The organism is Paenibacillus sp. OAS669, assembly GCF_014873645.1.
Lineage (GTDB): Bacteria > Bacillota > Bacilli > Paenibacillales > NBRC-103111 > Paenibacillus_S > Paenibacillus_S vulneris.
On record NZ_JADBDR010000002.1, the window covers coordinates 48,756 to 62,792 of the forward strand.

Annotated in this window: 13 protein-coding genes; 11 read left to right on the top strand and 2 right to left on the bottom strand. The window is 47.3% G+C overall.

The genetic code is table 11. The features are described from left to right. Nucleotides 1–73: 73 nt before the first annotated feature. The 4 genes from GGC63_RS05630 to GGC63_RS05645 all read left to right on the top strand — a co-directional run bounded on the left by GGC63_RS05630 (nt 74) and on the right by GGC63_RS05645 (nt 4,187). Complete coding sequence (locus GGC63_RS05630; RefSeq protein ID WP_192701481.1) at nt 74–469, top strand: DoxX family protein; 396 nt, start codon at nt 74–76, stop codon at nt 467–469. Between the two features lie 70 nt (nt 470–539). Further along, nucleotides 540–1,082 (top strand): hypothetical protein, encoded by a 543-nt coding sequence (locus tag GGC63_RS05635; protein ID WP_192701482.1) that lies wholly within the window; start codon nt 540–542, stop codon nt 1,080–1,082. Nucleotides 1,083–1,500: 418 nt separating this feature from the next. Further along, complete coding sequence (locus GGC63_RS05640) at nt 1,501–3,690, top strand: ABC transporter ATP-binding protein (RefSeq protein WP_192701483.1); 2,190 nt, start codon at nt 1,501–1,503, stop codon at nt 3,688–3,690. After that, entirely contained in the window at nt 3,690–4,187 is a 498-nt protein-coding gene (locus GGC63_RS05645; protein WP_192701484.1) for a DUF1854 domain-containing protein, read from the top strand. Before GGC63_RS05640 ends, GGC63_RS05645 begins: the two co-directional genes overlap by 1 nt. 103 nt (nt 4,188–4,290) lie before the next feature. On the opposite strand, the gene GGC63_RS05650 is transcribed toward GGC63_RS05645, so the two are convergent. After that, nucleotides 4,291–5,022: a TylF/MycF family methyltransferase gene (locus tag GGC63_RS05650; RefSeq protein WP_192701485.1), complete on the bottom strand. Its 732-nt coding sequence runs from the start codon at nt 5,020–5,022 to the stop codon at nt 4,291–4,293. 333 nt (nt 5,023–5,355) lie between these two features. On the opposite strand from GGC63_RS05650, the gene GGC63_RS05655 reads away from it, so the two are divergent. Next, nucleotides 5,356–5,910 (top strand): nucleoside kinase, encoded by a 555-nt coding sequence (locus tag GGC63_RS05655; protein ID WP_192701486.1) that lies wholly within the window; start codon nt 5,356–5,358, stop codon nt 5,908–5,910. Nucleotides 5,911–6,097: 187 nt separating this feature from the next. Here GGC63_RS05655 and GGC63_RS05660 read toward each other — a convergent pair whose 3' ends face one another. Further along, on the bottom strand, nt 6,098–7,084 hold the full coding sequence (locus GGC63_RS05660; protein WP_192701487.1) for an ABC transporter substrate-binding protein: 987 nt from the start codon (nt 7,082–7,084) through the stop codon (nt 6,098–6,100). A 226-nt stretch (nt 7,085–7,310) separates the two neighbouring features. On the opposite strand from GGC63_RS05660, the gene GGC63_RS05665 reads away from it, so the two are divergent. The 6 genes from GGC63_RS05665 to GGC63_RS05690 all read left to right on the top strand — a co-directional run bounded on the left by GGC63_RS05665 (nt 7,311) and on the right by GGC63_RS05690 (nt 14,035). Then, nucleotides 7,311–7,877, top strand: a complete 567-nt coding sequence (locus tag GGC63_RS05665) for a TetR/AcrR family transcriptional regulator (RefSeq protein ID WP_192701488.1) — start codon at nt 7,311–7,313, stop codon at nt 7,875–7,877. Between the two features lie 224 nt (nt 7,878–8,101). Continuing rightward, nucleotides 8,102–8,659: an NADAR family protein gene (locus GGC63_RS05670; RefSeq protein WP_192701489.1), complete on the top strand. Its 558-nt coding sequence runs from the start codon at nt 8,102–8,104 to the stop codon at nt 8,657–8,659. Nucleotides 8,660–8,825: 166 nt separating this feature from the next. After that, entirely contained in the window at nt 8,826–10,964 is a 2,139-nt protein-coding gene (locus GGC63_RS05675; protein ID WP_225948025.1) for an ABC transporter transmembrane domain-containing protein, read from the top strand. A 182-nt stretch (nt 10,965–11,146) separates the two neighbouring features. Further along, complete coding sequence (locus GGC63_RS05680) at nt 11,147–12,022, top strand: AraC family transcriptional regulator (RefSeq protein ID WP_079909043.1); 876 nt, start codon at nt 11,147–11,149, stop codon at nt 12,020–12,022. Nucleotides 12,023–12,231: 209 nt separating this feature from the next. After that, complete coding sequence (locus GGC63_RS05685; protein WP_192701491.1) at nt 12,232–13,359, top strand: sensor histidine kinase; 1,128 nt, start codon at nt 12,232–12,234, stop codon at nt 13,357–13,359. 94 nt (nt 13,360–13,453) lie between these two features. After that, on the top strand, nt 13,454–14,035 hold the full coding sequence (locus GGC63_RS05690; protein WP_192701492.1) for an SUKH-3 domain-containing protein: 582 nt from the start codon (nt 13,454–13,456) through the stop codon (nt 14,033–14,035). Nucleotides 14,036–14,037: the final 2 nt, after the last annotated feature.

Below are 14,037 nucleotides of genomic sequence, written 5' to 3' on the forward strand. Positions count from 1 at the left end.
AATCCATAAGAAATACGGACGATAGTTGCATGCTATGATGGGTTTATCAAAATTGTAAGAGAGGTTGATGACCATGAATGTAACGATCTCAAAAGGCCGGCTGTGGACGGGGAGAATCTTGAGCTGGGTAACGATTCTGTTTATGCTGTTTGACGGTGTGTTCAAATTGATCAAGCCCGCTCCGGTTATTGAAGGAACCGTCACTCTGGGCTATGCCGAGCATCATATTATGGTAATAGGAATTTTGGGGCTGATTCCGACTATTTTATACGCGATCCCGCGCACATCGGTTTTGGGTGCATTGCTGCTGACTGCTTATTTTGGCGGTGTGGTTGCGACACATATACGGATGGATGCGCCTCTGTTCACCCATACTTTATTCCCTATCTATCTGGCAGTTCTGACCTGGGGGGGCATTTGGTTAAGGGATGACAAAGTGCGAAAGCTTCTTCCTTTCATTCAAGCATAAAAAGCTTAAGGACCCTCCACTGGAGAGGTCCTTTTTGCAGATAGTTACCATTAACAAAGGGGGGCTTGCCATGAACGACCATTATTTATATCACTATTACGAAGCGGATAGGGGGGCTTTTCGTAACTTATCCAGCTTAAGCGATGAAGAGGCGCATAAAGTCATGAATGACTTAAAACAGGACCCCGCGTTGTTCGCTAGTCGGCGCTCGGATTCCTATTTGGCCGTTAGACGTGAATTGGAGCATAAAGCCAGAGAACTGTTTATAGCGAAAGGCGGAAAACCGCTAAATCGTTATCCTCATTATATGACGCTAGGTCCGTGTAACTGGATCAAGGAATGGTATAAAAGCGGGGCCGAGCTCCGGATCGCTTTGAGAGAATTTGATGATCGCAGCATAAGCTTCACTTATGGGGACTTATTTCCTGCTATGAGATATAACGACGGCAAGCCGTACCGAGGAAACGTCTATACCAAATCAGAAATATTCGGTTTGATTCAGGAGTTCGGATTTCCCCAGGAATGGAATGCGGACGGCACCTGCGGACCGGAGAGATATATCGAGGTTCAGATATGGGATGAGGCAGTCATCGGGAAATATGCCTTAAGATAAGATTCAGTCCAGTATTGGCTCATATTCGGTCCACGATAACCCGAATCGTTTCCAGCCTCATTGAACTCTCCCTAAGGCATTTTTATCCTCCCGACATTTAGACATATTTCCCTTATTATTCCATAAGGCATGGGTCATGTATAGGGGTTCATGATGCACTAATTAAGAAGATAAGGAAAATAATGGTTTACAACCCCAAGGCGTTTTGTTAAAATACTCGATGGGGAACGTATGTTTGTTATTTGTTTGGGGTATTTTGTTATAAGTGATCTTTCCCTTGGTATTTTGCAAGCCGGCATCATAAGATAAGTAAGGTCAGAGGAGTCAATGACTCTCAGCGATTCGAAGATTAGCTCCCTGCAGAGACATCAGAATCGGTTTCAAACCAGATGCGCTCAGGTAAAGGAGAGAAGAATTCATGTCCATTTTGGAAAAGCTTCCGCAGGCCATTGAAGCCAGTCTGCCGGCACAGCCCTTATTCGCCGCGTTGGCTGATGTGGATGAGGAAGGTCATTACGGTGAGCGTTGGCTCATTGTTATGGATGATGAAGTAAGGGTTTTCAATGCGCAAGGAGTGGGTCTTAAGGAGTTGCCCATATCGGGGATAACCGAGTGCCGTCTTGTGTCGGCGATAGGAGGTGGCACCTTAATTGCCGATACGGCAAAAGGGCCGATAGCCCTTATCCGGTATACCTCCAGCCATGCGGGAAAATTCGGATTCGCAGCGAAGCTGATTAAAGCGCTGTCAAACCAGGAGGAACTTCCAGTGGCATCCGTGAAGGATTTGCCCAGAAGATGCTCCCAATGCGGAACACCTTTGCTAGAGGGAACACAGGTATGCTCCGTCTGTACCGATAAAGGCAAGGTGGCTGCGAGGCTTCTCAGCTATGCGAAGCCTTACCGCGTACAGATGACGACGGCTGCACTAATGCTTATTGCGGCGACTTTAATGGAGCTAATACCGCCATTTCTTACCAAGATCATAGTGGACGATGTGCTGCAGCCCAAGAGCTTCGGACTCGCGCTTCTCTGGTTTGTGCTTGGACTCGCAGGAGCCAGAGTCATGCTGTCCTTGATGCAAACCCTCAGGGGCTATATGGGAGTATGGGTCGGAGGCAAGCTGATGGGGGATATCCGCAAAGATATTTATTCCTCGCTCATGCGGCTGTCCCTAGGGTTCTTCGATCGCAGACAAACCTCGCAGTTTATCGGCCGGGTTAACAGCGATGCAGAGGCCATGCGGCAATTTTTAACGGACGGAGTCATGTGGATTACAGGCCAGGTGCTGATGCTCGCCGCGATCATTACGATGATGGCCAGCCTGGATTGGAAGCTTGCCATTTATGCGATTATTCCTACTCCACTGATCGTCATAACCTCCATGATCATTTGGCCGACAATCCGCGCGCGTTGGTATAGGCATTGGAGAGCCATTAATCGGCTGAATATGCTGGTGGGTGATGCGCTGCAGGGGATTCGCGTCGTGAAAGCGTTTGGTCAAGAGCCGACGGAGATGAGACGATACGGTGATGCCAATAAAGATCTGGTCGAGCAAAATATTCGTGCCGACGGCATGTGGCAGGGGGTATTTCCTTTATTTGCCCTGATCTCGACCTCTGGCGCTATATTGGTGTGGTATTTTGGAGGCTGGATGGTGCTCCGTGATGAGATTTCGCTCGGTACCTTGATGGCTTTTACCGCTTATCTCGGCATGCTGTTCGGACCGCTTCAATGGTTCAGTCAAGCGTTGAACTGGACCAGCAGAGCAATGGCTGCCGCAGACCGCGTTTTCGAGATTATGGATACGCCGTCGGATGTACCGGACGATATTGAGCCGGTTCTGATGGATTGGGTAGAGGGGCGAGTGGTGCTTCATCAAGTATCTTACGGCTACGAGGCTCATCATCCGGTACTGAAAAATATCGACCTGAACGTAGCCCCCGGCGAGATGATCGGTCTGGTCGGTCATTCCGGTGCAGGGAAATCAACGTTAATCAATATGATCTGCCGCTTCTATGATCCGAACCAGGGACATATTACAATAGACGGGATCCCGCTTAAGAAGATTAAGCAGGAGGATCTGCGGAAAAAAATCGGCGTGGTCCTGCAGGAGACCTTTCTGTTCGATGGAACCATCACGGAGAACATCGCCTATTCCAAGCCGGATGCTACGCCGGAAGAGATCATGAGAGCGGCCAAAATCGCCAATGCCCACGATTTTATCGTCCGGCTGCCCGATGGCTACGATACGAAGGTAGGGGAGCGGGGGCATCGTCTTTCCGGTGGTGAAAAGCAGCGTATCGCCATTGCGAGAGCCATTGTGCATGATCCGCGGATCCTTATTCTGGACGAAGCGACAGCTTCGGTCGATACCGAGACCGAAAGGCAGATTCAGGAAGCCATTTCCCGCCTTGTAAAGGGTCGCACCACGTTTGCGATTGCCCACAGGCTTTCTACGTTAAGAAACGCTGACAGGCTCGTTGTGCTGGATAAAGGACAAATTGTCGAGATAGGTACCCATGAGCAATTGATTGAAAAAAAGGGAGCCTATTACAAGCTGGTAGAAGCCCAGAGAGAGCTGTCCAAAATTAAGGGGGTGCAGAGCTGATGCGCGATCCATATGAAATTGTTCTATTGGATTCCCGTAACGTCTGGCTCGGAAGAAGCGCGGGGGGCGTCCTGATGGCTGTTATCGATGGGGTAGAATATCCGGAAGTTCTCTTATACCGTGCCTACCCGTTCTCAAGGCCGACCGAATACATCTCCGTACGCACCCCCAAAGAGGAAGAAATCGGCATCATTCATAAGCTTAGCGAGCTTGAAGCGGGCAGCAGGGAAGAGGCGGAGAGAGAGTTGAATCTGCGGTATTTGATTCCCCGAATAACTCATATTGAGAAAATAGCCCAGAAGCCGGCATTATGGATTTGGAAGGTGGAGACCACGCTAGGACCGATGACACTGGCTCTGCGCAATCTTCATGAGCATCTCCAATCACCTGCACCGGGACGCTATTTAATCTCCGACATTGAGGGCCGCCGCTGCGAGATTGAGGATATCAACGCATTGGACTCGCATAGCCGTAAGCAGTGGAGCAAAATATTGTAGGTCAGGTTCAAATGCCAAAAAGCTATTGCTCTCTTTAAGGAGGCAATAGCTTTTACATTTTGCATTCTTTCACGTTGATTATCCTTCCATTTTCTGGTAGGTGTTATCTCGATTTTCTCCAATACACGCCATAATAATCAATAGGGACAATAGGTTCGACGATGTTATACTGTGCCCTAAAGTCGTGAACGGCTGCCGCGCAGTTGGGTAAGCCGTAATCATCAATAATAAGGTAGCCGCTGACAGACAGTTTTGGGTAGAGGCTTGTTAGGCTTTGCATCGTAGACGAATACATATCTCCGTCCAATCTGGCAATAGCCAGCTTTTCGATGGGTGCAGTAGGTAAGGTGTCTTTAAACCATCCTTTGAGGAAGCGAACCTGCTGGTCGAGGAGATCATATTTGTGGAAGTTGCTGCAAACCTCATAAAGGGATACCTTCAGGTAGTCAATGGTATGGAAGATGGCGCCTTCATCTACAGGATAATTTACGAGGTCCGGGGCAGGCAGCCCTTCGAAGGAATCGGCAACCCATACGGTTCGGTCTGTAATACCGTAGGCTTTGAGGAACCCCCTCATAAAGATACAGGAGCCGCCTCGCCAGACACCCGTTTCAATAAAATCTCCCTCAATGTTATCAGCGATGACCGACTTCATGCATTCATGCAATTGGTCCATCCGGATTCGGCCTATCATACTGTGAGCTATAGCAGGCCAATCAAGCCCTTGTCTTCGGTTCTCCGGGGTAGCCCCTTGTTCATGCTCGATCCATATTTCATATAAAATGGTTTTCTTTAATAATTCCAAGTAAAGCTCTTGTGCTGAAACAGCGGTCATGCAGGCAACATCCTCTCCACATTTCGCTACGATAAAACCAATATATTCGTTATTTCCAAATGTGTATAAGCTATTGCCGTATAAAGTCACAAAAAGCTATGCTGATTGACGGGAAACGATACCAAACATAAAAAGGCTTGCCGGAGAACTTGTCATAATCCGGAGAGCCTCTACAAGGAGAAATGAAATATTGTCAGCAGTTGTTAAGCCGATTGGAATAGTTGGAGAGCATCACCCAAGCATAGGGAATGAATAGCTTAAATCAAACCTTCCCTTCCAGAGGAGTGATTATGGATATAAACTATTGTTATGTAATCATTAGGGGGGCAGTTGATGACGAAAATTCCTTTGTTTATTGTCACTGGAGCAAGTGGAGTTGGAAAAACAACGGTTATGCAAGAACTGCGTATTATAATGCCTGAATTTGATGTATTCAGCACGGATCTTGATAATTTCGGAACAACAGCTTCCAAACTGGAACACCAGGATAGGTTTAACATTTTGTTCCATTTTGCCAACGCGGTTGCAAAATCCGGAAGAGGAACAATCATTTGCGGCACGCTGATGCCTTGGGCAGCTGAGAAGTGTGATACTTACAGTAAATTCAGTGAAGTATGCTTTATTAACTTACATTGTGACGATGCTACCCGTAACCACCGTTTGCGTAACCGGGCTGATAAAGCAATTTGGACTGAGGATAAGCTAAAGGAGCATGAAGAGTTTGCTCAGTGGCTTATTCATAACGCAGAAACTGCATACAACCCGCCCATGCCCACGATTGATACTACATCGACTCCGCCCTTACAAGTAGCAGAGCAAATTAAACGATACGTCTTAAGTAAATGGGATGGTCGCAAAAGGGATACAGAAGATAAGGTTGAGGGATAAGATAGTTAATCAAACCTCCTTGTTAAAAAAACGGTCAGGCTGTCGAGAAACCCTATCGTACAGAAAAATGCGAAAGGTAATAGGTGGGGGATCCTTTGGAGGAGCGATTACGTTCGCCTTTATTCTCGGTAAAGGCTTTCTTCGATGAGAAGAATATTCCCACGAAGAAAGCCTGGGTTGTAGAAAATCAAAGGCTCAGCTTCTCGAATCTGGTTGTAATATCCTTTATTAACAGCTTCGCTGCCAGGATGCCGCCAGATGTGTTCCATATAGGCTCATTGACATTGAAGGCCCGCTGCTTTTTGACGACGTTCAGGTTTTTGCCGAGAGGACTATTCAGCCATTCTTCAGCTGTCTTGGTTGCCCCGGTTTCTCCTTCACGATCGGAAGTGAAATAGAAGAATACATCACCATCCAGCACTGACATTTGCTCCGTAGTAATATCGGCGGAGAAATCATTTTTATCTTGCGACTCGGGTCGCGCAAAGCCCAGTTGCTCCAATATGACCCCGGCAAAATTATTTTTGTAATAGACGCGAACCTTTCCAGGTTGGAAACGCGCCAATGAAATGCGCATTTTTGTTTTATCGCCAAGCGCCGCTTTGGCCTGCTGGATCGCTTGGTTATAGCTGTCGAGGCTTGCTTTGCCTTCCGCTTCCTTATTTAAGGCTTGAACATACAGCTTGAAATTCTCAACCATGCTGTCGCCGAGATTTTCTGTAAACACGGTAGGAGCTATGCTGGATAGCTGAGGGTACACCTTTTCCTGACGAACCTTGGTTCCGAGGATGAGGTCCGGCTTGAGACTTGCAATAAGCTCCAGATTCGGCTGGGTTTCGTCCCCTACAACCTGAACCCCGGTCATTTGGTCCTTGATATGATCGAACCACGGATCACCAATCCACGATTTAACAGCCCCGACTGGCTTGATCCCAAGCTCGAGCAAAGATTCCGTTCCCTGGTTCGTCAACACGACTATGCGCTGGGGGGTACCGGTAATGGCCGTTTCTCCCATAGCATGCTTGACCGTGCGTGTAACCGGTGTGGATGCTGTGGCTTTGTTGTCTTCAGGTGCTTTGGTTGCTGTCGGACTTGATGGGGTGCCGCAGGCTGAAAGCAGCAAGGACAAGACAAGAATGATGGTTAGCGACACCCATTTTTTTGAACGTAACAACAGAAAAATCCCCTTTCATTTCCCTTTAATTTATAATGATAATCATTATCATTTAAAAATACGCAGACGAAGCCCTTGGATTAACGGAACAGTCGTTTACGAAAAAGCACAAGGTTACACGTGTAACTTATGGTATAGTTGTAACATTAATATAAAAATAATGATCACGCAATGCTTGCTGCATGGATTTTTATCAAAATGGACAGATAAGGGGAAGTGTCACACTTTGAATGAACAAACCGGCAAACAGGCTTTACGGTCACAGGAATGGATGCAAACGGCTTTATTCCAGCTTATGGAGAAGAAGCCCTATTCCATGATATCGGTAACAGAAATTACAGAAAGAGCCGGGCTTGCCAGACAAACCTTTTACCGGAACTACCAGGACAAGGATGAGATTCTCCTTCAATACCTGCATGGATTATGGAAGGGAATGCGGGATAACGCAGCAAAACCGGCTGCTTTCGACGAGGAGATGTTCGTCACTCTGTTCCGTCATTGGAAAGCCAATGCTCCTTCCTCGCTGCTGCATAACATAGAATTAAAGGACCGCAAAATCAGACAGCTTATGTATAAAAGCATATGCGATTTTTTTGACGAGTTGTCTGAACAAATGATACAGGAGAACACCAAGGTCACTGAAGGTGCCTACCGGTTCTATGCCCATAAGTCGCTATCCTCTGTGGTTCATATGATGCTGATGGAGTGGACCTTGAATCAATTTCACCTGGCGCCGGAGGAAATCGGACGGATGGTAAGTCATTTCACCGATTCGATTCGGAAGCATCTATAGATCTAAGGTGATATGTTTGGATTTATTGAGCCAATGGAAAAATGCGGTGTAAACCTGTTGACAAAACTCGCTAAATCCTATATTTTGATATTAACAATATGATAATAACAATTTAGAAATAATAAATATCCATAAGTTGAATAAAACTGTTTCGTTAGTGCTAGTGTTTGTTGAGATATAGGGACAGCGGGTCGATCGAGTTATGGCAAGGGAGTGGAGATTTGATGATCTACAATATGGAGGATTTACAAAAGGCTTGGCAAGCAGGGGAAAAGCCAAAGTTCGTGTTCTTCTGGGGGCATACTCCGGCGGCAAACGGCACTGTGAATGCAAGCTGCTTTAGCCAGTGGTGGAGCAGCCATTTTACTGTGGAAGGTGTGACCTACTGCTGTACAGAGCAGTATATGATGGCGGAGAAGGCGCGATTATTCGGAGACAATAACATGTTAGAAGCCATAATGAACACAATCTATCCGAAGGAGATGAAAGCGTACGGCCGGGCAGTCAAATCTTTTGATTCCAGGGTTTGGGACAGTCGATGCTATGAGATTGTTAAACGCGGGAATATGGCGAAGTTTGAGCAAAATCCGGAGCTTTGGAATTACATGAAAACAACGGGCAATCGAATCTTGGTGGAAGCAAGCCCCGTCGACCGGATCTGGGGAATCGGGATAGCCAAGGATGATCCCCGTGCGCATAATCCAATGAATTGGCAAGGCAAAAATTTGCTCGGATTTGCTTTAACCGAGGTGCGGGACCATTTGTCCAAGCAATTAGTGTAAATCAAGGCCAACATACCTGATCTTTGTGCTAATCCGCAAAGATCTTTTTCTCTTCCATATAGTAATTCCGGAGCCATCAGCCTATCATTACCTGTAATGCCGTTTACAGCCAGTTTAAACTGCGGTAATCTAGTATAACGGGGAGGCGCGATCCAGATTGAACGTTATGTCCACATTACTGCAGTATGTAATGAAATATAAGCTGCTGAGCGTAATCTTTATTCTCAGTATAATCATAGAAGTCGCCTATGCAGTAGCGGCGCCTCTGAGTCTCAAATATATGGTAGATGATGCGTTTATTCCCAAAAATCCTCGCGTGTTTCTTATCATTTTGGGTATTTTGGTTGGCGGGGGCTTGTTGAACATTGCAGCAGGGTTAAGCGGGGATCTATCCTTGGGCAAGCTGAGCGGAGAAATGATTCGCGGCTTGAGAATGAAGCTGTTCCACCATGTACAGCTGCAATCGCTGCCCTTTTTTCAGAGGTACCGTGTCGGTGACCTGGTAACCCGCTTTGCTTCGGATATGGGTTCTATAGAACGGGTCATCCGCGGGGTGCTGCCGCTGTTATTAAGGGAAGCTATGAGCGTAACGCTCGGAATTGCCTTGCTGTTATTGCTTGAATGGAAACTGACGCTTGCAGTGCTTGTTGGCTCTATGCTCATGATTGTTGGTCCCAGATGGCTGCAGCACAGGGCGGGGCATGCGAATATCCGCTTTAAGGAAGCACAGGAGCGTTTCTCTAACACCATTGATGAGATGGTTAAAGGCCATAAAACGATAAAAGGATTGCACTTGCACAATAGGTTCAAGGCACTTGCGGCCAAGCAGATTCAAGAGCTGCTTACCTTCGGGTTCAAGCTGCACCTAACCAATTCCATCATGGAACGGCTGCCGCTAACGACGCTGCTTATTTTGAACGGAACGATGATTGGCTTCGGCGGTTATTTGATCTTCCATGACGAGATGACAGTTGGGGGCTTTATGGCGTTTTTTACCTTATTTATGAGTGTGGGGCAATCCGTATCCAATTTGACATACCTGTTCCCCAACTGGATTGAATCGCAGATCAGCTTCCGGCGTATCGGTGACCTGTTCAACGAACGTGCCGAGGTTATCGAGGTGGCGCAGGCAATAGACCTTCCGATATCGGTACCATCCGTTCGTATGGATCGGGTTACCTTTGGCTACGATGATCACAGCCTTCAATTAAAAGAGATAAGCCTGCATATCGAGGCGGGGGCCTACGTCGCTTTTGTCGGGTCGAGCGGGTCCGGTAAGAGTACGGCCTTACAGCTCCTAGCACGTTACTTCGATCCAAAGCATGGAATCATCTCTATTGATGGTCATGATATAAGGTTGGTGAGCGAGAGTTCTTTACGCAAGCTGTCTACGCTTGTTTCCCAGGATACGTTTTTATTTCATACAACGGTTCGTGATAATCTGGTGCTGGACGGCGAGAATGTTTCTGATGAAGAAATGATGGAAGCCGCTCGAATGGCCAAAATTCACGACGTCATTTCCGCATGGCCTGAGGGATACGATACATGGATTTATCAAGAAGGCGGGACCTTGTCCGGCGGTGAGCGGCAGCGTATGGCTGTTGCAAGGGCACTACTTAGGCGGCCGAAGCTGCTTCTGCTTGATGAGGTCACGTCCGCGCTGGACCCGGCCACGGAAGCAGACATCAATCAGCTGATTCAGCAGCTGCGCGGAGAGATGACCATCGTCTCGGTTACCCATCGGCTCGCATCCGTCATCCATGCCGATCGGATCTATGTATTCGAGAAGGGGCAGATTGTTGAATCCGGAACTCATCAGGAGCTTCTCCAGCTTCACGGGACCTATCTGACGTTGTGGGAGAAGCAGCATGGCTTCCATTTGTCGCAGGATGGACTTAGCGTTACGGTGGATGCGGAAAGACTGTCCAAGCTTCCGTTCTTCGAAGGAATTGGAGTGGAGCTGCTCCAAAGCATAGCGCCATTATTTATTACCGAAAGAATCCCGGAAGGGGAGACGATCATTCGTCAAGGCGAAGAGGGAGCTAAGTGTTACATCATCGTTCGAGGCTCGGTGGAGATCTTGAAGCATGTGGACGGCGAAGGGAACAAGCGGGTCGCGGTTCTCCAGGATGGCGATCATTTCGGCGAAATTGCATTGCTTACTAACAGTCCCCGTAATGCGACCGTTCGCTCCATAAGTCCTGCCGTCTTACTATCCGTACGACGTGAAGAGTTTCATCAGTTAACCAAGCTCTACCCGCAAATGCTTCAAACATTGGAGAGGACCCTTCTGCAGCGCATGTGATCTAAAGCAAAGCCATCAAGATAACCCCATCTTTTGCAAGGTGGGGTCTCTTATTTATCTGTTGAAGGGGCATGGTTCGATTGGAATGGAGATCATAAAAAGCCCGCCGATGATGTTGTGCATGAAATGTCGGATGGTTGAAGAAAGCATCTGCTAATCTAGATGTGAAGGAGGGGAAGCCGATGAACGTGCTAGACCATATGAACAAAGCGTTGAGCTATATTGAGGAGCATCTTGCAGATGAGATTGACTTTCAGGAAGTATGCAGGCTCGCGTATTGCTCGGAATATCATTTTCGAAGAATGTTCTCATTCCTTGCCGGTGTGTCGCTGTCTGAGTATATCCGGCGCAGACGGCTTACTCTTGCCGCATTGGAGCTCACGAACAGCCAGGCCAGAGTCATCGATATCGCCATTCAATATGGATACGATTCAGCGGATTCATTTGCAAGAGCCTTTCAAAGTCTGCATGGCATTACGCCGTCGGAAGCAAGAAATAAAGGCCAGTCGTTAAAGGCGTTTCCCCGCATGTCCTTTCAACTTACTGTTCAAGGAGGAAGCGAAATGAACTACCGTCTGGAAGAGAAAGAGGCTTTTCGTATTGTTGGGCTGAAGAAGAGAGTTCCCATCCAATTTCATGGGGTTAACCCGGAGATTGCATCTATGTGGAAGAGCTTGACCCCGGAGTCCATTGCCGAGCTGAAACGGCTTTCGAATGTGACGCCATCGGGCTTGATTAGCGCGTCCGTGAACTTTGCCGAAGGCCGGATGGAAGAGAAGGGGGAGCTGGATCATTATATCGGCGTGGCAACGACACAGCAATGTCCGGCTCATTGGGAGGCGCTCGAGGTGTCTGCAACGACCTGGGCGGTTTTTGAAGCTGTCGGCCCGTTTCCGCAAACGCTCCAGCAAATCTGGGGCCGCATCTATTCTGAATGGTTTCCATCCTCCAGCTACGAGCTGACCGAGGGTCCGGAAATTCTGTGGAACGAGCATAAAGATACCTCTTCCCCGAATTATAAAAGTGAAATCTGGATTCCGGTCGTCAAAAGAGCCTAAACGTAAGTAGTTTCACCCAATCATGAAGGATATGGAGTTTCCTGTACGGAAACGTTTCTCCATATCCTCTTTTCTGTTGCGGTTCTTGATTGAATTGTCTTTTATGCTGTCAATTCGGTACAATAAGCATAACTACGATTTTTTAAGAAATGCGGAAGGAAAAGGCATCATCCGTTTCGATTCCGCTTGGGGAGTGAACCTTTGATTTCATGGCTGAGATGATTCGCAGCTTCCGCTCGAAAATGATCCTGCTGTTTGGCCTTAGCATGTTATTTTCCGGAAGTATAACTTATTCGCTCTATAAAATTCTACAAATGTATTATCACACGACCAAGTATGAAGATCCTTTGACGAAGGTTCGTTTTTTCATGAGAGAGGTAGGCGATATTAACTGCTTCTTGCTTATTTTTATCCCCCTTTCGGTCTTATTTTTCTTTCTTCTGACTAAACGGTATGCCATGTATTTTCACGAAATTTCGAACGGTATTTACCAGCTGGCTAATGGTGACTTTAACAGTCGTATTTATATTCCGACCAATGATGAGTTCGGGGATATTGCCAGAGACATCAATCTGGCGAGCGAAAAGCTAAGGCAGGCGGTGGAGAGAGGAGATTTCGCGGAAACGAGCAAGGAGCAGTTAATCCTGAATCTGGCCCACGATTTGCGTACGCCTCTCACCTCCGTGCTGGGGTATCTGGATTTTATTCTGAAGGATGATCAGCTGAGCCCGGAACAAGTGCAGCACTATACGAGCATTGCTTTCACCAAGTCGCAGCGGCTGGAGAAGCTGATTGATGAGCTGTTCGAGGTTACCAGAATGAACTACGGCAAGCTGACGATCGAGATGAATCCGCTTGATCTAAGCGAGCTGCTCAGCCAATTGAACGAGGAGCTGTACCCTCTCTTTGAGAAAAACAACCTGATCACCCGTTTGGAAGTGGCTCCGGGTCTTAACATTAGGGGGGATGGTGACATGCTGGCGCGAGTGTTCGAGAATCTGCTGACGAATGCCGTACGATACGGGAAAGACGGCAAGTTCATCGATATTATAGGCCATAAGGAAGAGAAGGAAGTGGTTGTTCAAGTCGTAAATTACGGTGATCCTGTCCCGTCAGATGAGCTGCCACATATCTTTGATATGTTTTATACCGGAGACAAAGCAAGAACCCATCAAGAAGGAAGTACAGGGCTTGGCTTATTCATTGCAAAAAACATCGTCGTTAAGCATCATGGAACCATTTCAGCCCAAAGCAGCCTGATCCGTACGTTATTTGAGGTGCGATTGCCTGCGGAAGGCTCAGCATCAGGGCCCAAGGCCAATTCTCGTCAGGATTGAATTTAAAAGGGCAAATCCTTCATGAAGGTAACCCGGTGAAAGTCGGCTTTGAAAAGTCTAGCAATGCTTTTCATAGAGTCGGGGAGGAGGACAGATGGAACAAGGGATGAAGAAACCGAACAAGAGGGAACAAATGAAATTGCTGCTGAAAAAAGCGGGTTGGCATGAAGGCAGGCACGTAGATATTTCGGGCTTTGAACGCCGCTGCAACGAACAAGGCATTGATTTATTCGATAGCGCCAAGGCTTTTCTGCAAGAGTTTGCCGGCATTGATGACACCGTCTATTTCAAATATCATCATAGTCACGATTCGCGATTCTCCGATTCCTGGTACGATTATACCTTTGATTTCAAGCCGGATGCGCTTGAGGAACTAACTTCAACTGAAGATTATTATGACATAGTGAAATTTGCTCAAGAAGACTGCTTCTGTTTAGGCGAATCGGGCTATTATTATTCTGCCGTTGCCGCCATCGGGCGGTCGGGCAAATTGTATTTCAAGCATGATTATGAAGACGTAGTCCGTGTTTTTGATGATCTGCTGGAAAGCATGGAGCATGAATTAAACGGACATGAGCTTGTCCTTTCTTCGCTTTTCGAAGAAAATAAGGTCATAGTTTCCACTCTGTGGGGAAAACGCGTTTCTCCCGACAAGCGGCCGAATCCTTTCCAATGACA